Here is a 21,559-nt window from a genome sequence, read left to right as displayed (position 1 = left end):
TATCCTTATTTATCTTTGTAAAATGTGATTGCGGGTGATTCGACTGTTGTATTGATTTTTACAGTTTCAATTTCGTTAATAGCTGTTTCAGGTGTTGGGTCAAATGACACACGTACAGCGTCGTAGCGAGTTTCTTTTGCTTTTGGTACATACATTTTCATTGCTACCACATCGTTCGTCTGATCTAATTCCTGTAATAGCGAATAGATCGGCAAAGAGCTGTCATGAGCAATGGTAAAGCTTTTGCTTTTTGCTGATTTAATGGTTGGTAATTGTCGTTCTGTATCATCATCCAAAAATTGAATTTGAACAAATTGTTGTTCACCGCCCTCAGTAGCAACCTCTTTTACCTGTGGTAATCTTTCCCACGCTGTAATTTTGGTTAATGTTCCGCTACCTTCATCAGCAGGAAATGCACTGGCATTTGTCGTGTTAATATTGCCAAGAGTAACCTCTAAATTATTGACTTTCGATACTTTAGCAACTGCATTATTTAATTTTGTCCAACCCGAAGCAATTAGAACCTCATCACCGACCACAAGCCCGTGATTCGCTTTCAATGTAACAACCGCTTCTTTGGCGTTTGTAATAGTTTCAAATGCTAAAGCCTCGCCTTTTGATTTTTGCACGTAAACACGTGCGCCGTTAGGTAATGCAAAACCCATAGTAAAACTCCTAATTAAATTAATGTATCAGCACGGTAATTCATGCTAATTGGTATGGTGTAAGTGGTTTTATCCGTGATAGCTGGATAAACGCTTGGTATTGAGTTGATGTAAAGTGAAAAATTATCTTTGGTTAACTCTGTGTTGAGTTGAAAATGCTTAATAATCGCTTCTGATATCAGTTGAGAGCGTGATTTACCAGTATTGATTGGAGCAACTACGCTAACTTGATAAACTCCTTTGTAAATCCTTGAATTACCGCCCAAATCAAAGCTGGTTGTGATTGCTGGCAATATATTAGATTTTAAGTAGATTTCGTCATTAGGTGTTGCTTTGATGTTTTCATAAATGATTGGTAAACCTAGCTGGTTGGCAATGATATCTAAATGCGATTCGAGCAATTCAGAGATGGTTGAAATCAATTATTAGCCTCCTCTTGCGGCGTTTTCAAAGTGAGCCTGAGCGTTTAGCGCCGCTACCCTAACAATGCCGTTAGGCGCTTGTTTAGAGTGTCCAAACTCTAATCTCACACTGTAAGGTAGGTTGTTAGTAAAGTAGATTGACTGAACACCATTTGTATACCGCCCAATCTGCTCGATACCATCTTTTAACGTGTCCATTCCTGATGGATCAATTCTATCTAGTTCAACAGATGCAGGCACATTAAAGGTAACTTGCCAGTTACCACGAAAACGTCCACCGACATAGCCTTTGGGAGCATAACCTTGCCATAATTCTGGTTGCCCGATAGGCGACATTCTGATAATGTCCTGTAATATTTCGAGGCTGGCCTTTTTAACTACAAGCTCATTTTTGGCTTTCGCTTTGTCTACAAACGCATTTATAGATGATATAAAGTTGTTGCTATTTGACATTTAAGCCCTCCTTAGTTGCGCCTTGTAACAGATGAGCGTATCCGCAGGTTTTACGGGATTAGGCTGTTTAATTAGATATTTTTCATCATCAACAGTTACAATATCATTAATTTTCAGCTCAATATTAGCGGCAAAAATCATTTGAATATCTCCCGATAGAATGACTGTTCCGTCAATTTCAATCGGGTTATAGTTAGTTTTTACGCCAATTGCTGTAAACGTTTGATTCCCAGTAATGACTTCCTTGCCGTTAACAATCGATACCTTACCCTTTCTTAATACTGAGTATTCCATTCCGTATTTTGAAAGGAGCTTCAAGGCTGTATTAAATGAACGTTCATAAAAGTTCACCATCACGACCTCTCGGCAATACAATTTATTGAGAACCCACTGCTAACAACCAAATCGCCCAATATTGACATAACAGCCGTATACTGCGGTTTAAAGCCAGATTCATCCACTGCATAAGATACCGCAAGCGCACCGGCTAAAGATTCCGATTTTACTGGAGCTTCACGTACGCTAGGTAATAAATCACCCGAAATAGCCTCGACAGCTAGCATACATTGAGCGGTAACAACTTGAACGGGAATGATTCCACTAGGTAAAAAATAGCCGTCAATTACCATATCTTTGCGAGGAAAAGGTAATGGCTGATCGAACTTTGCTTTTTGCCCTGCCCAATTTAATCCATTCAAATAATCCATTGCTTTAATGAGTAACGGCTCCTTGTTTTCTGGTAATTGTATACCTCTTGCGTCAGCAAAATTCTCTAAATCATCAACGCTGGCATAACTATTAAAAGAGTTGGAATTATGATCTGTAGTTATCATTCATCGCTCCAAAAAAGGGCGTAAAGCCCTTATTTTATTCACTACCTTCACTGCCTTCACTACCTTCACTGCCTTTTTTGCCTTTTTTGCCTTTTTTGTCAGCTTCTGCTTCTGGCGTTTCTAGGCTATATCCAGACGGCGCTAATTTAATTAAAACACCAGCGGTTGATTTGTTGCTATCAAAGTGTTTTTTCCAGTTAGCGCCGTTGCCAAGCTTGGTTAAGTCTGGGTTCGCGCCTTTTGATGTATCCCAACTATACCCGAGTAAATCAACATTAACTGCACCCTCGGCACGATAACCTACAGCCAAGTTCTCTTGGTCGTTGATGTCATAAGAACGGAATCCCGGAGCTTGTGATTCAGTGATTTTTACAGCACTTGCAACTAAACCTAAAATCGCATCAACTGGCGCAGAATCTGTAACTAATACAGGTTTGCCTAATGTTCCCGGTTGGCCACCATAAACCACAACACCAGCTTCTTCGTATAGCTTGTTATCCATTGCCTGATCTACAATGTCAAAATAGGTTGTAGAATGCATAACAAATAAAGCAACACGATTGAATTTGTCGCCGTATTTACGTAACCCTTTGGTTAATGTTTTCTTCCCATCGGTCGCGATATCTGCGGTTACTGTCATGTCAGTGTTAGCACCGACGGCGGCCATTAATGAATTAATCGCATATTTGATGTAACCCTCTAACGTAGCATCAGCAACATCAACGCCAATCACCTCTGAAAATTCAGAAATATCACGTCCACGACGCTTGAAGGCTTCTTCGGTTGTTTCATAAGGTCCATATTTCCATGGCACTTTGACACCCACTGCTTCGCCTGCGCCGATTTTTTTTCCTGTAATAGAGTTGGCGGAATTAACATCACGCGGATCAATAGAGCCGTTCACTTTATAGAACGCGCGTTTTCGGAAATCGCCTTCAATTAATTCATTATCAATCAAAATCGCCCCGTTTGATGCGGTATTGAACACATCAAGATTATCTTGGCGTCGTTCCAAAAAAGCAGTTTGTGCTAAATCATCATAAATAATTAAATCTGTATTTACTGTTGTTGCCATTATTTAACTTCCTCTTAATCTTTTGGTAATTTTAAATATGCTTGTTGACCATATTTTTGGATGTAGTTGTGTTTTTCCGTACTGGTCATTTTTGAACGGACTAGATTTGCGCCACCCGATTTGTGCCCTCCACTTCCTGTGCCTTCGGCTCGAGGAAATAAATGAGGAGCGTTATCTTTTAATGATTCCACCCACTCCTGAGGCGTCAACGGAGTCTTGCCGTCTTTCCCAAGTAGTGGTTCGCCATCTTGTCCAATTGCGACAGCCTCGCCGTCATCACTTAAAATAAACATGCCTTTGGCACGTAAACTAATGTCTTCTAATGCTTCAGGTAAAGCGCCTGCTTTCAATGCCGCATTAGTCATTTTGTTGCTAAGCACAATACTGCTATACTTTTCGGCTTTCTTTTGGGCGCTATCAGCTCGTTCTTGTTCAGCTTTCAGCTTTTTATCAAACTCATTTCTAAATCGCTCAGTTCGCTTACTTAAAACTTCGTCGATCTTGCCCGCCGAAATCAGTTTTGCTTCTTCGTCATCAGAAAATCGCTGTAAAATCGTTCGTACAGCCTCAGGGTCAATCCCTTCAAACTGCTTAAGTTTTTCTGACAATACCTTTTGCTTACCTAGTAATTCGGTGTTTTTATTCTTTAAGCCTTGCGTGTTTTCGGCAACTGCTTTATCAATTAGGGCTTGCACTTCTGGGGTAATTGTTGCGCCACCACCAGCATCGCCGCCTTCTTGCGCTTCTGAATAAAACTTTCGGTTGATTTCTCTAAATAACATAATTTTTCCTTAGAATTGAGCTTTGCTCTTAAAATAAAAAAGGCCGCATATAGCGACCTTGTGGATGTTAATGAATATTTATTTATCTATTATTTTGCTGTTTTCCATTTTATGGGTAACTGCGCTCATGCTCATAGCCATCATGCGTTTGATGGCTAAATTTGGCTCATTATCAATGAGCCGTTGTATTTTTAGTAGGATGTCATCATCCCATGGCTTCTTTTGTATTAAATCGTGAACTTTTCTTAGATTATCGTTTGTCATGTTTTATTAACCATTCTAGTATTAAAGGATGAATTCTCTTTCTTGATTTAGTATCGCCAAGCATATACAAAGCAAAGCTTTCAGAAAAAAGCTCTTTATTTGAATCAGAAGAATAATAACTTAGCACATGTGCCCATTTGTCATTATATGCAATTTGAGTGATTTTAGATAAATACTTCTCATCTTGATAATATAGATAATGCCCAAACTCATGAGCTATTGTTCCTTTTATGCTTTGAACTGATGCGTAAGGTAAAACATCCAAGTTAGCCATTACCCGTGCTAGCTGTTTTTTATCTGGAGATAAATCAATTTCATAAACAGCCATATCCTTAAATCCAAGCATAGCTGCATTTTCGGCAATTGCCTCCCATTCGCTTGGGTCTAACATCCATTGCGCCATGTGAATTGAGTTTTGAGATAAATTATAAGCACCAGCAGCAGTTTCCGAGAAGTTATCGTATGTTCCCAGCCAAGAAAGTTTAGATAAATTAAACCTCTTAATAATATCTTCTGATATTTCAGCAACTTCTTTGGCGCTATTCAGCGATGTATTTTTTGGAAACTTAACATTAGCGGCTATATTTTTACCTTGCATCCAATTTTCAACATCTTCAACCGTTTTCAAGCTCGATAGTTGATTGCCAAGTTGCTTATTTAACTCATTGATTGTTAAAAGATGCCCGTCACGAGTAAAGAATTTTTCTGGTGCGATTTCGCCACTTCTTAATAACCTAGCTCGTTCCACTCCTAATATCTGCTCTTGCCGCTCTTTTGATTGGCTCTTCAACCATTCAAGATATGAGGTTTTAGCAGGAACCTGTCCATCCATTGATGCTCTCGTACCTATTGGTGTTTCGTCAATATCAATTCCAAGCTCTCGATAGCTTTTCAGAATAAATGTTTCAACAGAACGACAACAAAAGTGAAGTCTGCCCGGACCATCGCCATACGGAATATCATGATCAATAGGTTTGTTGTCCAGTGAATAAACCTTTAAATCGCGGATCATGCACATTGGCGTAGTGCTTGTATCCAGCGTAGATAACCATTGCTTGCCTTTTATCAAATCACTATTGGCTTGACTGAACTCATTACGAGATACCGCAGCAGTATGAGATATAGCAGAATGAATTAATGATGATGCATTTCTCTTGCTTATTTCTAACACACCATCTTTATAATTATTCTTTTTTGTCCCTCTAACTCTCTTGATAATCTGTTCGGTGGTTTCACCTGTTGCATAACCAGTTCTAACGGCATTGGTAACACGTTTAAGCCTATCATCCTCAATATTGCTCACCCATTCACACAACAAACGCCCCTGAAAAGGCTTGGTTTTTACCGCTGTAAATAATTGATTTGGCGATATTTGCATGAGTGGATATTTGGCTAAAACGTTATCTGGTAGCAACGATTCAAATAATGAATATTGATAATTGCTTTCATACTCACAAAATAAATTCAATTCACCCAATAAATAATCGGAAAATGAATTTAATGATTTAACACTACTGAGCATTGATTCTAGCCGTGATATTTTAAATTCACTGGCTGTCATATCCTCTAATGCTACATAAAGCTGCGCTGTTAATTGTTTATCAACAATATTCAGCAATTTTAATGATTCTTTTATTAGGTTATTTTCATAACCAACAAGATTCACACGATGAAAAAGGGCCTCATCACGAAGCCTTTTATTGATTGTCATAAATTACCTCATAGTTGAGGTTCAGCGTCTTTCAGCTCTTGCATTACATCATTAGGGTCAGCGCTAGGATCAATTAGGTCTATTTTTTGCATTGCACGAACCATATCTTCGTCACGAATAGCACCAGATTGCCATGAACTTACAATCGATGTGATCATGCCTGAATCTGCCACTTTAGCTATAAACTCCTGATTAATAGAGTAAATCGCATCATCCGCCGCTAACCCTAAATAATGAGCACACCATTTAATAGCGATAGTGTAAGCCTCAGAGACATTTGAACAACAAATGCCAAGTACCGATGTCGATGCCGTTTGATCTCCGTTTGCTTGTGTTGCGGTTTTTACAGAGGAATTCTGCTCAATTAATCTCGCGCCAAGCGCAACCATGTAATCTCGCTTAGTGTCCATACCTTCCTTTGCAAGCGTGTTGGGCTGCGCTTGTGCATAAACAAAATTACCACCTTGAGGGAGCAACAAGGGAGCGCGAGAACCCAACTTAATACCATTCTTTTGCAAAAAATCGCGCCATTCCGTATCCAGTCCGCTTATTGCAGGCTGAACCTGACCGCAAAAGAACAAACTATCTTCATAATCAGCACTATTACGATAGTGTCCTAAATTGATTTCAATTAATGAAGATAAAGGGGAATCATCAATTGTTGGGTCGTTGTTTTGAGCGCCTACGAAAGTGAACGGTATTTCTTCCCATTTCCCCTTCCCTGCTGGCGTTGGTTTGTACTCGGAACTTATCTCATATGGACCACTAGAGCTATCACTTTTTCGCCTCCACACTCGACAAATAAACGCGCTATCTTCTAGTGCTAATTCTCTGTATTGCGTGATGTCTTTAAAACCATACCCGTCGGGAATTTCTACAACCTCACGAAGAACAACAAGGACTAATTTATCTTTCCCATTAATTCGTTCAGTGCGCCAGTTGATGATGTCTTCAGCTTTATACGTCAATATCACGGTTTCATTAGAATCAGAATTATAATCAACATATAACCCATGTCTGCCGACCTCTAACACTGATTCGAGTGTTGACTGTGATTGTTGATAAATGCTGGTTCCTGCACCATCCGCGTTGATTTTGAGATAGTCTAATTTATCAGGCACGCTAACAACAGGATCTTTTCGAAAAGCCATACCGATTAATCCGATTTTGCTATGCCCAGTAATATTATAAAAAACGGCTCTGGACACATAATCTTGGTTGCGCTTTTTGTTTCGCTCACTTTTGTCAGTTGGATCTAAAAAAGGTAAATACTGATTACCTTTTGATTTTATTACTTCAGCGCCAGCACAAACATCTCGCATTTTTTCCCAGTTGATTGATGCCTGTTTGAACTCCGGCCGAATAAAGGTGATGTCATTATTCATTAGAATGTTGTTTCCATTTGAATTGTGAAGGCTGGTTTAACTATTGGGTAATCTTTCACTATGAAATACCCGGCAGCGTCATTTGGATGGTCGTTATCCGATGATTTATCAGGCTCTCCATTACTTGCCCAAGCCTGTTCTTCGAGGCATTCAACATACCGCTTACACTTGTTCGTATTTATTAAATACCGACGTTCACCATCAGCATTTAACAGCATGGCATTCATAGCATTTATCCGATCTTTAACTGGAGGATTTGACGCGTTCACAATTACCGTGAAGCCTGCCTCTCGAAGTTGAGCTATATCGGTTTTGCTCGCCTTAACCGTTTTTCTTGAATCGCCTGACGCATCGGGATAAATATATATTTCACGGCTTTTAATGTAATTATTGCCGTTGTATTTCCAATATCGTTCTTTGATTGCATTAATGATTGCAGGCGTGTCATAGATATTGATCAGCTCATCAACAGCAATTGGGCGACCATCTCTCTTAATGTGAACAATTCCAGCCATTTTGCCAACATTAAAATCCATGCCGATATATAACGTATCTTTATCCGTCATATCCTCATCTGAATGATTTAATTTGCGGTTAAATTGATGGTAAATAGTCCCTGTTTTCAGATTAACAAATTGCCCATTTATATAAGCATCAATAAGTTGAGCTGGATATGATTTTCTGAGCGAATCAACGTAATCACTCGGCAAGAACGGGTTAGACAAGGTTGATGCTTGAATCATCCTATAGCCATCCTCTGGGTTTTTCTTCCATTTCTCATAAACGAAATTAAACCCCTCAGGCGTAGTGTATGCACTAACTCTATTAAATGGATTAGACAACCCTTTAGGCTTCTGTCTATTACGCGCAATGATTTTAACCCAAGCTTCTTGGGCTTTTAGTTTTTTAAGGGTGTCAATTTCGTCAACATGTGCCCTGTATGATTCATAACCGATGATTCTAGCTGGATTATCTAACGTTCTTAAAACAAAATCACCAATACCACCAGATGATGTATAGATTATATTTTCAGACTTGTTATATTTATACCTAACTCCGTACTCACTAAGCTTATCCTCCATTCGAGGTGCCAAGATCAATCTGATAAGATCATAGGTTGGTTCATATAACGCAATTAAAGCGCTACTGGAAGCTCGAGCATCTCTAAACGCCGAGATAGCTAACGTTTCCGTTTTACCTGTACCAAAACCACCAACAAAAGCTGGATATTTGCAACCAAGTGTAAAAAACTTAGCCTGTGGCTCTGTCATTGTTACCCGTATTTTCCGACCGGACAATGATCACCTCCATTTCAGCTATCGGCTCATCTTTAGATATATTTGCGATCGCATCAGAAAGCTCTTTATTTTCAAGCTGTTTACGCTCAACATCTAACGACATTTGCACAAGTGATGCCCTTCTAACCTCGAGCGATTCGATTCTTGCAGTTAATCTATCAATGATTGATACATAATCTCGGCGCTTGAACTGCTTCACCCTAACAATTTCATCGTTATCAGGAAATCCACTAATAATAGCTGGCGATTCAGAATAAGAATCAAGCTCAAGTTCATCAAGCCGCTCTTGTTGTTCAGCTTCAGCTTTTAGCGCTCTCATTAGACGAATTTTAGTTAGCCGCAACTCATCATCAAGAGAACCCAGCTCAAGTTCTGCTGATAGCTGTTTTTCTTCATCAGTGAAGAATTTAGAGTAAATGCCGCCAGCTTTAACTGCGTTTCTATTATTTTTGTGTGTTGTTGTTGCTTTTCCGCCATGCATTCGACACCTGCCGTTTGTCATGGCTTTGGATTTACAGGGGCAACCGCTACGGGTTTTTGCCCCGCACAAGTTCGCCATCTTAAACCTCTAAAATTGATTGCATGGGGTGTTTTTAAAAACCACGGCGGTAAGACGCCCTTGTTGACGAACCGGATAGTAAAGCCTTGCCAATTCTCGCAGATGCTCTCCCCACTCTTTCCTCATAATCATAAAATCCGCGCATACATTCCTCCAAAATAAAAACCGCCAATTAACGGCGGTTGTGTTTAAAATCAATTATTAATTACTCTACAAATTTGGCAAAATCTTTATCAATCTTGCCGTCAGGCAAATATTTAATATTAGCATCTGGGATATCTATCCCTAATTTTTCGGCGACCTCTACGCCATCCAAATATTTATCACCCAACAAAAATAAATCCATTGCTCTCAAAAACGCCTCTTTCTGCGCTCTTGTTTGAAAACACATGGCAAACCAGTATTCACTGTCAGTCGTATTTTGAAATCTCGCATTTTCCATTTTCATGCGCTTTCTAAATGCCGCTTGCACCTCATTTAAATCAGACTTAGAATCAATCTCTGGGTTACCCGTTTGCTCTGGCATGCTGTAAACCTGCGGGATGTTTTTCTTTTTGTTCGCAGCTTTTTCCTTTAAAGCTCTTGCTTTTTTCACCGCTTTTTCTTTTGCTGCTTGTTTCTCTTCTACTGTTAATTTAGGCATTTAGTGACCTCTCATATCGAAATATTTCAAGTTCTGCTAACGGGAACCATTCAAGAATTTTTTTATAATCATTCGGCAGATGTTTTTTAAGAGGCATTAAAAACCTTAAATCCAACCCATCAAATGATCTACCAAATAATTTGTAATCAATTGAAAGTTTAATTTTGTGTTTATTAAAACAATCAATCAAGTCCCTTTTTTTCCAGTCCCAAATCGGGTGGTACTTTAACTGGTTATAACTGATTGTCCCGTGTTTGAGCATGGCAACTCGCCTCATCGGACTATCGGCAGCTCTCACACCATCAGCAACTAAAGTTTCACTCGGGAGTTTATGCATTTGAACCATAGCCTGCTGGATATGAATGTAATCAAAATCCGGGAGTCTAGCCTGCTCTATGCACAAACAATTTTGCGGCGGTTGATGAATAAGTTCATTCAACCATCTGTGCAGTGTCGGATGCGGTAAGCGAGCTATCTTTACGCCAAAGAATTTCTCATAATATGAGAGAGACTCTTCCACAAACTCAAGATCTGGGATTAGATACAAATAATACGGTATAACTTCATCAAAGTGTTCTCGAATAGCTAACCATGCAGCAATTGCATCTTTACCAGTTGAAAACGCAAGCAAAGTTTTATTTTGTTTTTCCCTGACCGCTTGAATAGTTTCAAGACCAGATAAAGGATTTGCCATTTCTATCTCCATACTGTAAAATAAGAATCAATAACCATATATTATAGTAATAATTTCCATTATGCAAGAAGAAAATAAACTTTTTTTAAATAATTTATTAAAAGAGGCTCAGTTAACTAGAGCTGAATTATCTAGAATTTCTGGAGTTTCAACGCGACAGATTAGTAATTGGAACAAAACTGGAGTGCCACGGTGGGCTATTGCATATTTAGAATTAAGAGCTAAGTACAATAGATTGCTAGACAAAATTTAATCTAAAAATAAACGCCCGAGGATTTTTATAGTTTATGCAGTAAAAGTGAATAAATATGAGAAAGGCTCAATTAAGAGCCTTAAAGAGTTCAGTGTACCACCACTGAATATTAAGGTTACCCCGATCACCGTATAGAAAGTGAGTTACCCTAAGATCATTTGGATGATAGCTTATTTAATGAGAAGTATCTAAGTTAGTAGTTTTAAGGGGATATGGCTTCTAAGTTTGCCGACCGCGAACCAACTCCCCTTGAGCAAAGAAATTAAACATGATAGAAATGTAACAAACTGCTTAATAACTTTATTTGAGCGTGTTACCCTAACCACATATTTATTATAAATTATTTATCTGAACCAGTACAGCACTAATTACTAATTTTCCTTATCGCCCTTTTATCCGCATTACACTTTTCAATAACATTTAATAAATGTTCGTTATACCTCAAACTACCGCCGAATTTCATGGATTTTGGCGGTAGATTTGGGATACTGTCGATAAGTAGATTCGCTGGTATCGACTGATTGACGTAAACTTTTCGCTCTGTTGTACAAGCTGTCAGCGATAGAAACAGGCACATACTCATTAGCACAATTATTATTTTTAAGCTGCTCATTAATTTGCTCCTGCCGTTTAATAGATTCGTTTTCTAGTTCACGCTTACTTTGCTCGTTATCAGCTATGATTTGATTGTTTTTAGCGATACTCTGCTCTAACTGTTCGATTTTTCCGAACAGTTCAGCGTTTTCAATTTGCAGTCGTTTTTTCTCGTGATAGTTGTTGTAACCGAAATGGACAGCAAAGACAAAAGCGGCAACGATTAATGCTATGCTCGCCATACTTGATTTATTCATAACGATGTAACTCCACACCTCAGGACAGACAAATTTTGTATATAAACAAAAAAAACCAACGGTAACAATTGTAGCCACAAGCCACGAAACGCACTCTACTATAAGCACTTCTAGTGAATTGCGCTCGGTTTCTAGCGCTATTTCGTAATTATGTCCTGAAGCTAAAACATATTTACTTTTTACTTTTGACAATTTGAACATGATGAATCACTCAACAATAACGAGACAAATAAAAACCAACCGTTAACACCTTTAACCGCCATTATTGATGCGATGATGAAGCATAAGATAGACATAACGCCTTCTCCTTTTCTCGTCTGATTACTAAACCTTTTAGAACCTTACCGCCTGCTTTATTCCACCTTGGGAATTCATTACAAGCCGCCTTATAATCACCGTTATTCAGATGCTTATACATTGTTGATGTTCGCATTTTTGTACATCCAACGTTAAAGGTAATTGAGGTCACAGCGTCAAAAACAGACTGGGGAAGATGAAAGCCTTTAGCATAGCGATTAACACATTGTTCAGCCGTTTTTATGTCATCGACCCAACGCTTTGCTATCTCATCATCAGTATAAATTTTTTGTTCAATATGATTACCCGTTGAGCCAATCCCAACCGTTAATATGTTAGCTGGGCAATAATAAGGCTCTCGTAAGCAGGATTCAGCGTTACCGATTATTTCCAGACCCGATTGGCTTGTTCTTATGTCATCTGAGTAGTTGGTAATAACAATACCGATTATTACCGAAACACTACAAATCGCACTCGTCGCTATTTTTGTGGTATTTCGCATAATATTGCTCTCTCAAGTTTTTTTTATGATAAAAATCTCGGCGCTTATACAACCAATTAATAATAAATGTCGCTATTGATAAGATAATACCTACAATAATGGCAATATCATTTAAGCTAAGTGCGCCTAAAAGCGTGCATATAGCGCCCCAGAAATAAGATATCGGTGATGAGTATCTTTCCATGTTAAATATCTTCATATGAGTTAATGATGTGACAGCGTACTAGCTATTGTTAGTTATGTGTGCGTGTCTAGCTTTGCTGTCGATTCTGTGAATGCCCCAAACGTAACGCGCAGAGGTTGTAGGTGGACTTATTTGTAATAGTGATTAAAGCGACATAATTCAAACCAGCATAGACTCATCGCTTTCTAATGCGGAAATCGGAACTTCTAGCGAACCCGATTTTTTAGAGCTGTTTAGCGCATCCAAAATATCGTTTAAATATTTGTCTTGCAAATCCGCTAATTCTTTTGTTGATGTGTTTTGCATAAATTAGGCAATAAAAAAGCTCAACCGATTAAGTTGAGCTTAATTTGAAAACAATTTGGATACAAAAATTCCAGTCTGAGTACTTTATACCACCGCGCTCTTAAGAAATCAAGACTTTTTAAAAAAATCACTTATTCAGCGATAACGAGTGAACAGGTCACTTTCTAAACTATCTATTCGATAGTAATAGCACTTATAGATTATAACATTTAATGAAAATAAATTCCACACATTGATGCTGTGTGTAAAAACCTATCCATTAAATTGTAAGGGTCGTGCGGCAATTCTTCATATTCTTCATATTCTTCATATTCTTCATATTCTTCATATTCTTCATTTGTTAAATGAACTTCAATAGAAGATCTAATCTTGCAACCACCCCTTTCCGCAATTAATCGATAAACAGATTGATCTTTATTGCAATATACTGCAACAGAAGTACCATTTAAAGCCATTCTTGAAATGTAATGCGAGAATTTAAAACCTTTCATAACAATTTACCTTTTAAGTAAACTCGGAAACTGCCGAGCCAGTTGAGTTATTTCTTAACTCTGAATATATAATATAATGACGCGCGCCATTAGTCAACTATTATTTTATCTTTTTTTAATTTTTCTTTTAAAATTTTTAAACCTTCAAATATTGCGGCTTTTTGAGAACCGCAAATGACAGCCAATTCTTTTAACAACAAGCTTTCCTCTTCTGTCAAATACGTGCCAGATAGACGCGGTCTTCCGGCATTGCGAGATCGATATGCTTGTTCGTTTTTCCGTTGCTTTTCTCTATTCATTATTCAACTCAACATCTGCAGAAATGTAGCATTCGTCACCCGTTTTCGATTGATAACGATATACATTAATTTTTTTACTGTTACAAGTCATTAATAAAAGATGTTTGTTATCATAATGTTGATGATACAGTTGCCAAAAAGCCGCTTTTGCTATCTCAAAGTTGGTAGTATTAGTCCTTGTTTCTGAGAGAATTTCACTACCGCCTTTCCGTTGCTTTAATACGTAGACTCTGTATGTTTTTAAATTCGTAGATGCTGCCACTCTCTTCCCCTCAAATCGTTATAAAGCTCTGTTGTCGTGCTGTATTTGTGCCCAAGCAAAACTTGCGTGTTAACGCCTTGTTGCCTATATAACCTTTCTGCTAATGATCTAATTTCAAAAAAAGAAGGTGGGTTATAGTCACGCCAATAGTCTTTCGAAAATATTTTATCTCTAAGTTTACAAAAATCTCGATTAACTCGCCAGTACTCGACTGATTTATTTTTGTATTCAATAAAATATTGTTCTCCGTCTGAGATTTCTATTATATCACGTAGTGACATATCAATCACATTTAGTCGTAAATCAAGAGGTAACGCAATCTTACTACCAAATTTTATTAATTTTTGCTCTCCATCAATATTTATATATTTTCTGCCTTTTTGCTGATGAATAAATAAATGATCATCTTTAATAAAATAATCTTCTTGGTTCACGCCCATTTTCAACACATCCGATGGACGCTGCGCTGTAATTATTGTCAGCATTAGCATATTATATAAATATTCGTGACAATCTTGCCTTGCTCGATCTGCTAATGTCAAAAATTCATCAAACAATAATCTTGCTCGCTTTACTCGTTGAGCCGGGTATTTCAATGGCCAAATAGGGTTGCTGTCTATATACCCATAAATAATAGCCTCATTAAACGCATCTTTTAATAATGAATGCATGGATTTTGCAGCACTTGACTTGTCTGCCAACACATAGTTATTGATGATTTCTTTTAAGTGGATCGGCTTTACATCATTTAATTTTAAATCTCCGATCTTATTATCAACAACCCTTAAAAATCGTTGTTTTTCATATATTGTTCGAACATTCAAATTCTTTTTTAGTAAAATTCTCTCATATTGTGATAACCAGTCGCGACAAATAATCATATTATTCACTCTCTCTGATTATGTTAATTTCTTTTAGAGAAAGCACCTCATCTAATCCGATGAGAGATGGGAAGTCGCGATCCGGTCGATTATAATTCATGTCAGCTAATTTATCTAAACCTTTACTTGATATACCAGCCTCTCTGAGTTGAATGATAGCATTTTCAATAATCTTTTGAGCATCCCAGAATTCACGCTTAGCATTAGCTCGTTGAATTTTGATTGTTCTAGACATGATGCTTATTGATTTCAGTATTTCATCAATACTGATAACTCGTTTTAATTTATCAACAAGAACTTCTTTTTTCGACTCTGTTTCAATTTTGATTTTACTGTGTTTAGCTTCTAGAATTGATAAAGCGGCTTGTTTGTTATTGAGCAAATCAATGCAATCTTGATATTTTTTGATTCTTTTTTGATATAGATTTATTTTTCGATTAGTTGATTCAATTAACAAATCTAATTTATTAATAGTAGATTTTAATTCTGCAAGTGTAGCCATAATAATTTACCTTTTAAGTAAACTCGGAAACTGCCGAGCCAGTTGAGTTATTTCTTAACTCTGAATATATAATATAATGACGCGCGCCATTAGTCAACTATTATTTTATCTTTTTTTATGTTATTAAATAATTCTATCTTTGATCATATCTAACTCTATCCCTGCGCTCAATTTTAATGCTGAAAAATAGCCATTTAAATAGTCTTCGCCTCTTTTTTTTAGTTTGTCCACAGCATTCCAATTTGCTCCCATTTTTCTTGCAATATCTTGCACTGACAGAGGTTTAACTATATAAATATTGTCAACTCTAATGCCGTTAGCTATCTGTTTTGATGAAGCCCCATGGATGCCATTTGCATGTCTCTTCCATTCATTTCTTACATATCCCTCTGTTGCAATATAATCAGTAATTACCTGCTTTTCACCGAAGTAGAATAAAATTAACGTATCATAAATATCCTTTGATTGCTGTCCGTTTAACATCAAAATAGACAAAAACGCCTTATTAATCAATTGAGCATCACTATCAGAGCAAACCTCTTTCATTTTTTTGGGTTGACAGTGATAATAAGATGGCGTGTTTTGCTTTAAATATAGATTTTTTCTAGACCAATTACCGAATCTAGTGCAAACCTCTGTAATATCATAATTAACAACAAATCTTGCGTTTTTAACTGTTTGCATCTCTTTTTTTGGCTCATCATCAACGTATACATATTCAGCTAGCATTATTATTCCTCGATATTTTTAATTATTATTTGACCGACATTACCCCAAATTTTTGTTACTCGACCGTCCCAAACTCGACAATCCTCGCCAAAAATAGCGTCCAACAAACCTTTTTCTAGATTGTCTTTGTCTGGTCGTTGCTGATGCGGTTTTCCGTCCATTTCAGCTCGTTTTTTATTGCTCCACGATTTCGGCATAGGTATAACAAAAATAATGTGATAATGACTTTCTGGCAGCGTTACGCCGCTTGCTTTGCATTCGTCTTTAAATGCAAAATATTGCAATACTGGTTTCCTCTTTGCCCACCTGTCGCGCTGTGTCATCCGCGGTTTAGGAACTGGAGTAATGTTATAAATCATGCTCTTATTTTTCCTTCCTTGATCAGTATGTCTTGTGTTCTAATAACCCCCTCAGCGTGCGCTAATCTAACGAATTCATGCTCGTGATTTCTTGTCCTGCGGTCGATTTCATCATGACAAGCTGAGCACGCCCATGCGCCTTGTAAGTCGTTTGGTTTCATACCTACACCGCACGTTCCTGCTAATCGATAGTGAGCTAACACTGTAGTTTCTGGATTATGATTGCAACATGGCAACCGTATTTGACACTCTCTACCTCGCGCCTCTCTAGTTAGTTTACTCATTTGTTCGCCTTCCTTTTATTAGCATAGAATCTACCGCAAGAGCCTTTTACCTCACCGCTAACGCCGACTAACGGTCTGTTACAGACAAATAAATCTAAATCGACGTTATATAAACATGCCCCAGCGCATTCTGGGCATTTAAAATCAGTTTTAATTAATTTGTGTTTTCTCGGCATCATTAACTCTATTTAAATTATGCTGATTAATGTATTCTCTGCGTTGTTCTCTAACTACTGCTATTGCTCGCTCTAATGCTTGTTCTGTATCATCGTATCGTTTCAGTTGTTCCAAATATTCGTTTAATTTCATTGTTATTCAACCTGTTTGTTTTTTAGTTTTTGATATTCACTATCTCGCGGTATTCTCAGTTCAAACCCGTTTTGATATGACCATGTTTCAATCTGCTGTAAATAAAAATGCATTTCGCCAACATCTAATTCAGATGTTTTAACCAACTCTTGAGTTGTAGTTATTTCACCTGTTATAACGTTTTTATGTTCAACCTCCTGATAACCTAAGAACATTTTTTTAAAGTCCGCTTTCACACTTTCCAGTGTGTAAACATCTTTTTTTGATCTCCTGTTGGCCTGTTTTGCTATATCGTCGTACCACATGTGAGATAGCGAGTTTTGATCAATGCTCCGCTTGTCTTTCCAAATTTTTATTATTAGCCGATATCGTTTATCGCTTAAAACAAGATCGGACAATAATTTAAAAACGACTTTAATGTTTGATTTATGTAAGCAAACGTCTTCCATTACGCACCTATACATAGATGTTTTTTATTATCAAAAATCTTCTCGTACTCGTTAGCCTTGGCAATATCTTGCTCTAACGCATCTTTTTTGCCTGCCCTGATTCTATATTTCAGAATATTTCCGAGGCAGAAACCTTGGAATTGCTCAACTGTCATGCTACGTGCGATGATATCGATTGATTCGATACCGCTAATTATTTGATAATGTTTTGGATTTTTTACGTTGTTATTCATTTATTAATTACCTATGATTATTTTCGTATCATTCTTTTGTTGTAACTATGATGCGATGATTAGCTGTTTCATAAAAAATTACCCCGTTTTCGTTAACCCTGTTTTTTATTGAGTCAAGAAATTTTCCAGCTTGTATCAACTCATTGTTTGAAAAAAATGAATTAATGATGTTAATGCTAGCTACTGAAACGTTGACAGCTAACGCAATAACGATTAACCAAGAAACTAGACCGTTAATAACCGCTTTAGAGCGTCTAGTAAAATCTTCAAACATCCCTAAACCCTCACACACTCAAAATTACGGACCAACACATCAACTTTAGTATTGCCGAATGAGTTTTTAACTGTAGCCAGCGTTTTAATTAAACCTTTTTCTGTGAGTTTTGAATCACGATGCAATACGATTGTTCCCCACTCTTGCCAACCTTTTTTAACTTCTGCTGTTATTTTGTAAGCCATTTTTGTATTAACTCCCGTAATTTTTCCTTGTCTTCTTCTGAATATTTTTTAACTCGTTCTGCTAACTGCTGTTTAATCTTTGCCGTATTTGCTTCTGGTTCTCTTATCGCTCTCACATAGTCATACGCTATTTTGTCGAGCATGTGATTAATACCGAGTGGGCAGTGGTTAACTAACGGCTTTCGCATGCTTTACTCTGTTTTTTTAGTGATAACACCTCGTTTTGAGGTCGGTTATATAAATAGTTAAATGGAGTGTGCTTATCACTAGATAAAAACTGATTTGTATAGGCATTAAATTCAACTGGTACTTTTCCACACCAACCCTCACCCTCTCTTTGTTTATCAACTGATAGCAATGTGTTTGGAGATGCTAATAATTTTTCGTCTTTTTCGTTTAGCTCAATATTAGGAAATCTGTTAATCCTTTCGTTAAGCTCCTCTTTTTTCTTGTTGCGCCAAACTGTTACTAGATTGTCTAATAAGTCTGTAATTGCCCCAGTCCCTTTTACGTCCATTTTGCCTACTGGTTTTTCTTCGCTTTCCCCTTTTCTTGGGTGAGTAACTAAAAACACATGTACATCATTTTGATTTTTAAAATCACACAATTGCTCGATAAACGCTTTTTGACCGTTATAATCATCTTCTGCCATGCCGCACATCATCAATGAATCGATGATAAAAACTTTTACGCCATATCGTTTGTGTGCGTACTTAAATACAGTTAGCAGCCTTTCTGTTTTAGCTTTACCTGTTACGTTGAATACCCACAAAGAGTCGTTAAGCTTGTCCATGATTTTTTCAACATCTTCACGCTCTGGCTCTGGTGTGCAAATACCTTGGCGAACCAGCCTTTTTAACAGTATTGCAGGTCTAAGCTCTAATGATGCAATGCAAACTCTTAACCCTGATTTGATGGCATCTAGTGAGAAATTACCGACTAATTGAGATTTACCATGCCCATTAACACCGTTAACCGCTGTCACTTCATGGCTACGAAACTTTAGCTTCTCAGCTAATCCCTCAATGCTTGATGTGAACATGTATTGTTCAGGAGCAAAAAAAGCATCAATAACACCTTGCTTGAAATCACCTGCTCTTTTTAGCTCTGTAGGATCTAACTTTTCAGCACTGATAACGCATTGAATAAACTCGTCTCGTGACACACCTTTCATTAAACATTCGTTAGCGTCCTTAAACCCTTTTGGTAAATGAACAAAATTACAACGGTGATAACCTAGTCTTGTTGCAATTTCCTTTGTAGCTAATTGCCCCGCTTCGTCGTCATCCATGCAAATAAATATTTCTTCAAATCGTTCAAGATTTTCATATTCGTAATCTATCCATTGTTGTTTTGCTCCAGAGCCACCACCGAACGGCACGGATAATGCAGGTAGTCCATATTGATTAATGGTCATTGCATCGATTTCACCCTCGCATAAAACAACCATGTTTCTTTCGCTATTGCTAATTGCCTGCCAACCGAATAGGCACGGTTCACAATCTGCCTCAGCCATAATTATTTTTTTATTCCCGTTACGCTCCAAGCCTAGTCGTTTGATTTGCAACGTTTCACCATCTCGAATATATGGAAATGCTATCGCATCAACTTCCGTCTTGCTTTCATGATTAAATACCTTAGCGTCAACAACCTTGAATGCTCGTGCTGTTGCCTCAGAAATACCCCTTGAAGCTAAATACGAATAACACTGCCTGCTTGGTAAAATCCCTTTTTTCTCTGGTTTCTTAAATTGTTTTTTAGGTTTTTCAAAATAAGAATTTTCATCACGAATTCCTAAAAATTCTTTAGCTTCTTGAATAGCTATGTGCATTGATACGCTTCTAACAGCAACCCATAAATCTAATAAATCACCGCCTAAACCACCATTAAATTCACACCAAACTCGTTTGCCATTGACGTTGATTTTTAGGCTTTGTCCCTTATCGCCTTGCAGATCGCCAACACACCATTCGCCATGAATTTTTTTACCATTTGGCAACAAATGCCTAGCCACATCTTCCGCACGCTCCCATAACTTATTTGATAATTCTTTGATGTTCATAGCGCTTTTAACTCCAATTTTTTAAACCAATAATCAACAAATGACTGACTAAAAACTCCGTACCCATACCCAACAATGAGCAATTTTTTTATTTGCCTACGCATTAACTATCGCCCTGCATAAACATATACAGATCATATTCACGCTGCTGTTCGGGTGTCATTTGCGATTGAGATCGCCTTGCATTAGCTGGTAACTCATCTTCCCATCGGGATTGGTTTAGGTAGGTCGTTGGATGCAAATTAGCAAACCCAAAGATATTGGCTTTTAGCCTGCACTGGATGTCACCTGCCAACATTTGAGCAAACACCTCAGGCGTTTTATTTTCTGATTTCCAATTTTTGTATGCTGTTTTGAAGCTGGTAATTGCTTTTGATTTTCCAACTTTTGGTAGCCCTGCTTTGTAAAAAATTTCAAATGCAGAATCGAGCAATATATTATTGTCTTTATTGTCTTTTGTAGTATTGTCTTTTGTGTTTACCTCTTTTGGTAAAGAGTGATTTACCGTTTTGGTAAAGGTTTTCTTTACTGATTTGGTAAATGTTTTACTGGTTTGGGTAATATCACTTTTCCACTCACCAAGATTTTTATTTATTCCCACTTCACGCCCTTTTGTTACTAGAACATCCATCTTGATCAGCTCGTTTTTTATGGTTGAACATCTCGTTTCTGGATAACCTGTTAATTCTGATAATTGTTTATTACCTATCCAGTCTATTTTTTTGTTATAACCGTAAGTTTTACGCGCAATCGATAACAATAAATTTTGCTGGCGCAAAGTGAACGGAAAAGAGATTATTTTTTCCAATAAATCGTTAGCAATTCTGGTATAGCCATCATCTAAATTAGCCATACGCCCCTCTCTAGGCTGAAAATCGATTACTTTTGCCGTGGACATGATTTACCCTCTTTAGCTGCTTGAAACACTTCTACAAATCGCTTTCCAAATCCTCGATTATGTAATGCGACCATAGCTAACTCGTCGGGTTTTTCAGCCCGTTGACATGTTCTGTAATATGATTTATTCTTTCTCATGTTATTATTCCTTAAATCGTTACGCTCA

36 protein-coding genes and 1 pseudogene are annotated in these 21,559 nt (G+C 37.5%); 1 reads left to right on the top strand and 36 read right to left on the bottom strand.

Annotated elements, in window-relative coordinates; genetic code table 11:
- Positions 1-5: 5 nt before the first annotated feature.
- The 14 genes and pseudogenes from A9G42_RS05650 to A9G42_RS05585 form a co-directional block, all read right to left on the bottom strand.
- On the bottom strand, positions 6-665 hold the full coding sequence (locus A9G42_RS05650; RefSeq protein ID WP_065652887.1) for a phage tail protein: 660 nt from the start codon (positions 663-665) through the stop codon (positions 6-8).
- A gap of 14 nt (positions 666-679) precedes the next feature.
- Positions 680-1,087, bottom strand: a complete 408-nt coding sequence (locus A9G42_RS05645) for a phage tail terminator-like protein (protein WP_082211956.1) — start codon at positions 1,085-1,087, stop codon at positions 680-682.
- 3 nt (positions 1,088-1,090) lie between these two features.
- Positions 1,091-1,540, bottom strand: a complete 450-nt coding sequence (locus tag A9G42_RS05640) for a hypothetical protein (protein WP_065652886.1) — start codon at positions 1,538-1,540, stop codon at positions 1,091-1,093.
- Positions 1,541-1,891, bottom strand: coding sequence for a hypothetical protein (locus A9G42_RS05635; protein WP_218837772.1), 351 nt, complete (start codon positions 1,889-1,891; stop codon positions 1,541-1,543).
- A gap of 2 nt (positions 1,892-1,893) precedes the next feature.
- Positions 1,894-2,373 carry a DnaT-like ssDNA-binding protein gene (locus A9G42_RS05630; RefSeq protein ID WP_065652884.1) on the bottom strand — a complete coding sequence of 160 codons (480 nt, stop codon included), beginning with the start codon at positions 2,371-2,373 and terminating at the stop codon, positions 1,894-1,896.
- A 142-nt stretch (positions 2,374-2,515) separates the two neighbouring features.
- Positions 2,516-3,448, bottom strand: a pseudogene (locus A9G42_RS05625) (major capsid protein); the annotation flags it as partial.
- 14 nt (positions 3,449-3,462) lie between these two features.
- Positions 3,463-4,230 (bottom strand): hypothetical protein, encoded by a 768-nt coding sequence (locus A9G42_RS05620; protein WP_065652883.1) that lies wholly within the window; start codon positions 4,228-4,230, stop codon positions 3,463-3,465.
- A gap of 78 nt (positions 4,231-4,308) precedes the next feature.
- Entirely contained in the window at positions 4,309-4,494 is a 186-nt protein-coding gene (locus tag A9G42_RS05615) for a hypothetical protein (RefSeq protein ID WP_065652882.1), read from the bottom strand.
- Complete coding sequence (locus tag A9G42_RS14115; protein ID WP_065652881.1) at positions 4,481-6,205, bottom strand: hypothetical protein; 1,725 nt, start codon at positions 6,203-6,205, stop codon at positions 4,481-4,483. The genes A9G42_RS05615 and A9G42_RS14115 overlap by 14 nt, the downstream gene beginning before the upstream one ends.
- An 8-nt stretch (positions 6,206-6,213) precedes the next feature.
- Entirely contained in the window at positions 6,214-7,590 is a 1,377-nt protein-coding gene (locus A9G42_RS05605; RefSeq protein WP_065568173.1) for a DUF4055 domain-containing protein, read from the bottom strand.
- On the bottom strand, positions 7,590-8,861 hold the full coding sequence (locus A9G42_RS05600; RefSeq protein WP_065652880.1) for a terminase large subunit domain-containing protein: 1,272 nt from the start codon (positions 8,859-8,861) through the stop codon (positions 7,590-7,592). Before A9G42_RS05600 ends, A9G42_RS05605 begins: the two co-directional genes overlap by 1 nt.
- Complete coding sequence (locus A9G42_RS05595; protein ID WP_065652879.1) at positions 8,842-9,447, bottom strand: HGGxSTG domain-containing protein; 606 nt, start codon at positions 9,445-9,447, stop codon at positions 8,842-8,844. The genes A9G42_RS05600 and A9G42_RS05595 overlap by 20 nt, the downstream gene beginning before the upstream one ends.
- Before the next feature lie 205 nt (positions 9,448-9,652).
- Positions 9,653-10,090, bottom strand: coding sequence for a hypothetical protein (locus tag A9G42_RS05590; protein WP_065652878.1), 438 nt, complete (start codon positions 10,088-10,090; stop codon positions 9,653-9,655).
- A complete protein-coding gene (locus tag A9G42_RS05585; RefSeq protein ID WP_065652877.1) occupies positions 10,083-10,784 on the bottom strand; it encodes a phosphoadenosine phosphosulfate reductase in 702 nt (233 codons plus the stop codon). Before A9G42_RS05585 ends, A9G42_RS05590 begins: the two co-directional genes overlap by 8 nt.
- A 61-nt stretch (positions 10,785-10,845) precedes the next feature.
- On the opposite strand from A9G42_RS05585, the gene A9G42_RS05580 reads away from it, so the two are divergent.
- Entirely contained in the window at positions 10,846-11,037 is a 192-nt protein-coding gene (locus tag A9G42_RS05580; protein WP_065652876.1) for a helix-turn-helix domain-containing protein, read from the top strand.
- A gap of 364 nt (positions 11,038-11,401) precedes the next feature.
- Here A9G42_RS05580 and A9G42_RS14710 read toward each other — a convergent pair whose 3' ends face one another.
- From A9G42_RS14710 to A9G42_RS13865, 22 genes are all read right to left on the bottom strand, one after another.
- Positions 11,402-11,551: a hypothetical protein gene (locus A9G42_RS14710; RefSeq protein ID WP_442903192.1), complete on the bottom strand. Its 150-nt coding sequence runs from the start codon at positions 11,549-11,551 to the stop codon at positions 11,402-11,404.
- On the bottom strand, positions 11,484-11,888 hold the full coding sequence (locus A9G42_RS13620) for a hypothetical protein (RefSeq protein WP_179854616.1): 405 nt from the start codon (positions 11,886-11,888) through the stop codon (positions 11,484-11,486). The genes A9G42_RS14710 and A9G42_RS13620 overlap by 68 nt, the downstream gene beginning before the upstream one ends.
- A 262-nt stretch (positions 11,889-12,150) precedes the next feature.
- Positions 12,151-12,687, bottom strand: a complete 537-nt coding sequence (locus tag A9G42_RS05570; protein ID WP_065652874.1) for a lysozyme — start codon at positions 12,685-12,687, stop codon at positions 12,151-12,153.
- On the bottom strand, positions 12,647-12,871 hold the full coding sequence (locus tag A9G42_RS14705) for a phage holin family protein (RefSeq protein ID WP_081301583.1): 225 nt from the start codon (positions 12,869-12,871) through the stop codon (positions 12,647-12,649). The genes A9G42_RS05570 and A9G42_RS14705 overlap by 41 nt, the downstream gene beginning before the upstream one ends.
- Positions 12,872-13,030: 159 nt before the next feature.
- On the bottom strand, positions 13,031-13,177 hold the full coding sequence (locus A9G42_RS13875; protein WP_179854615.1) for a hypothetical protein: 147 nt from the start codon (positions 13,175-13,177) through the stop codon (positions 13,031-13,033).
- 209 nt (positions 13,178-13,386) lie between these two features.
- On the bottom strand, positions 13,387-13,668 hold the full coding sequence (locus tag A9G42_RS05565; RefSeq protein ID WP_065652873.1) for a hypothetical protein: 282 nt from the start codon (positions 13,666-13,668) through the stop codon (positions 13,387-13,389).
- 89 nt (positions 13,669-13,757) lie between these two features.
- On the bottom strand, positions 13,758-13,967 hold the full coding sequence (locus A9G42_RS05560; protein WP_065652872.1) for a hypothetical protein: 210 nt from the start codon (positions 13,965-13,967) through the stop codon (positions 13,758-13,760).
- The gene (locus A9G42_RS05555) at positions 13,960-14,229 is read right to left on the bottom strand and encodes a hypothetical protein (RefSeq protein ID WP_065652871.1); all 270 of its coding nucleotides are present in this window, start codon (positions 14,227-14,229) and stop codon (positions 13,960-13,962) included. Before A9G42_RS05555 ends, A9G42_RS05560 begins: the two co-directional genes overlap by 8 nt.
- Positions 14,208-15,110: a tyrosine-type recombinase/integrase gene (locus A9G42_RS05550; RefSeq protein ID WP_218837770.1), complete on the bottom strand. Its 903-nt coding sequence runs from the start codon at positions 15,108-15,110 to the stop codon at positions 14,208-14,210. The genes A9G42_RS05555 and A9G42_RS05550 overlap by 22 nt, the downstream gene beginning before the upstream one ends.
- Position 15,111: 1 nt before the next feature.
- Entirely contained in the window at positions 15,112-15,612 is a 501-nt protein-coding gene (locus A9G42_RS05545; protein ID WP_065652869.1) for a hypothetical protein, read from the bottom strand.
- A 123-nt stretch (positions 15,613-15,735) separates the two neighbouring features.
- Positions 15,736-16,341, bottom strand: coding sequence for a hypothetical protein (locus tag A9G42_RS05540; RefSeq protein ID WP_065652868.1), 606 nt, complete (start codon positions 16,339-16,341; stop codon positions 15,736-15,738).
- A gap of 2 nt (positions 16,342-16,343) precedes the next feature.
- Positions 16,344-16,700: a RusA family crossover junction endodeoxyribonuclease gene (locus A9G42_RS05535; protein WP_065652867.1), complete on the bottom strand. Its 357-nt coding sequence runs from the start codon at positions 16,698-16,700 to the stop codon at positions 16,344-16,346.
- Positions 16,697-16,984, bottom strand: a complete 288-nt coding sequence (locus tag A9G42_RS05530) for a DUF1364 domain-containing protein (protein ID WP_065652866.1) — start codon at positions 16,982-16,984, stop codon at positions 16,697-16,699. Before A9G42_RS05530 ends, A9G42_RS05535 begins: the two co-directional genes overlap by 4 nt.
- A gap of 150 nt (positions 16,985-17,134) precedes the next feature.
- Positions 17,135-17,293, bottom strand: a complete 159-nt coding sequence (locus tag A9G42_RS13870) for a hypothetical protein (RefSeq protein ID WP_179854614.1) — start codon at positions 17,291-17,293, stop codon at positions 17,135-17,137.
- Positions 17,294-17,295: 2 nt separating this feature from the next.
- On the bottom strand, positions 17,296-17,742 hold the full coding sequence (locus tag A9G42_RS05525; RefSeq protein ID WP_065652865.1) for a recombination protein NinB: 447 nt from the start codon (positions 17,740-17,742) through the stop codon (positions 17,296-17,298).
- On the bottom strand, positions 17,742-17,975 hold the full coding sequence (locus A9G42_RS05520; RefSeq protein WP_065652864.1) for a DUF3310 domain-containing protein: 234 nt from the start codon (positions 17,973-17,975) through the stop codon (positions 17,742-17,744). Before A9G42_RS05520 ends, A9G42_RS05525 begins: the two co-directional genes overlap by 1 nt.
- A gap of 28 nt (positions 17,976-18,003) precedes the next feature.
- Positions 18,004-18,249, bottom strand: coding sequence for a hypothetical protein (locus A9G42_RS05515; RefSeq protein WP_065583503.1), 246 nt, complete (start codon positions 18,247-18,249; stop codon positions 18,004-18,006).
- A gap of 2 nt (positions 18,250-18,251) precedes the next feature.
- Positions 18,252-18,434: a hypothetical protein gene (locus A9G42_RS05510; RefSeq protein WP_065583504.1), complete on the bottom strand. Its 183-nt coding sequence runs from the start codon at positions 18,432-18,434 to the stop codon at positions 18,252-18,254.
- Positions 18,419-18,622, bottom strand: a complete 204-nt coding sequence (locus tag A9G42_RS05505) for a hypothetical protein (RefSeq protein ID WP_065652863.1) — start codon at positions 18,620-18,622, stop codon at positions 18,419-18,421. Before A9G42_RS05505 ends, A9G42_RS05510 begins: the two co-directional genes overlap by 16 nt.
- The gene (locus A9G42_RS05500) at positions 18,607-20,496 is read right to left on the bottom strand and encodes a bifunctional DNA primase/helicase (RefSeq protein ID WP_065652862.1); all 1,890 of its coding nucleotides are present in this window, start codon (positions 20,494-20,496) and stop codon (positions 18,607-18,609) included. The genes A9G42_RS05505 and A9G42_RS05500 overlap by 16 nt, the downstream gene beginning before the upstream one ends.
- A gap of 103 nt (positions 20,497-20,599) precedes the next feature.
- Positions 20,600-21,394, bottom strand: a complete 795-nt coding sequence (locus A9G42_RS05495; protein ID WP_143426108.1) for a replication protein — start codon at positions 21,392-21,394, stop codon at positions 20,600-20,602.
- Complete coding sequence (locus tag A9G42_RS13865) at positions 21,376-21,531, bottom strand: hypothetical protein (protein ID WP_179854613.1); 156 nt, start codon at positions 21,529-21,531, stop codon at positions 21,376-21,378. The genes A9G42_RS05495 and A9G42_RS13865 overlap by 19 nt, the downstream gene beginning before the upstream one ends.
- Between the last annotated feature and the right edge of the window lie 28 nt (positions 21,532-21,559).

The sequence above is a fragment of the Gilliamella sp. Nev6-6 genome (assembly GCF_001690605.1).
Taxonomy (GTDB): domain Bacteria; phylum Pseudomonadota; class Gammaproteobacteria; order Enterobacterales; family Orbaceae; genus Gilliamella; species Gilliamella apicola_C.
The sequence above is the reverse complement of the archived record's forward strand: the minus strand, read 5'-3'. Positions and strand labels throughout refer to the sequence as shown.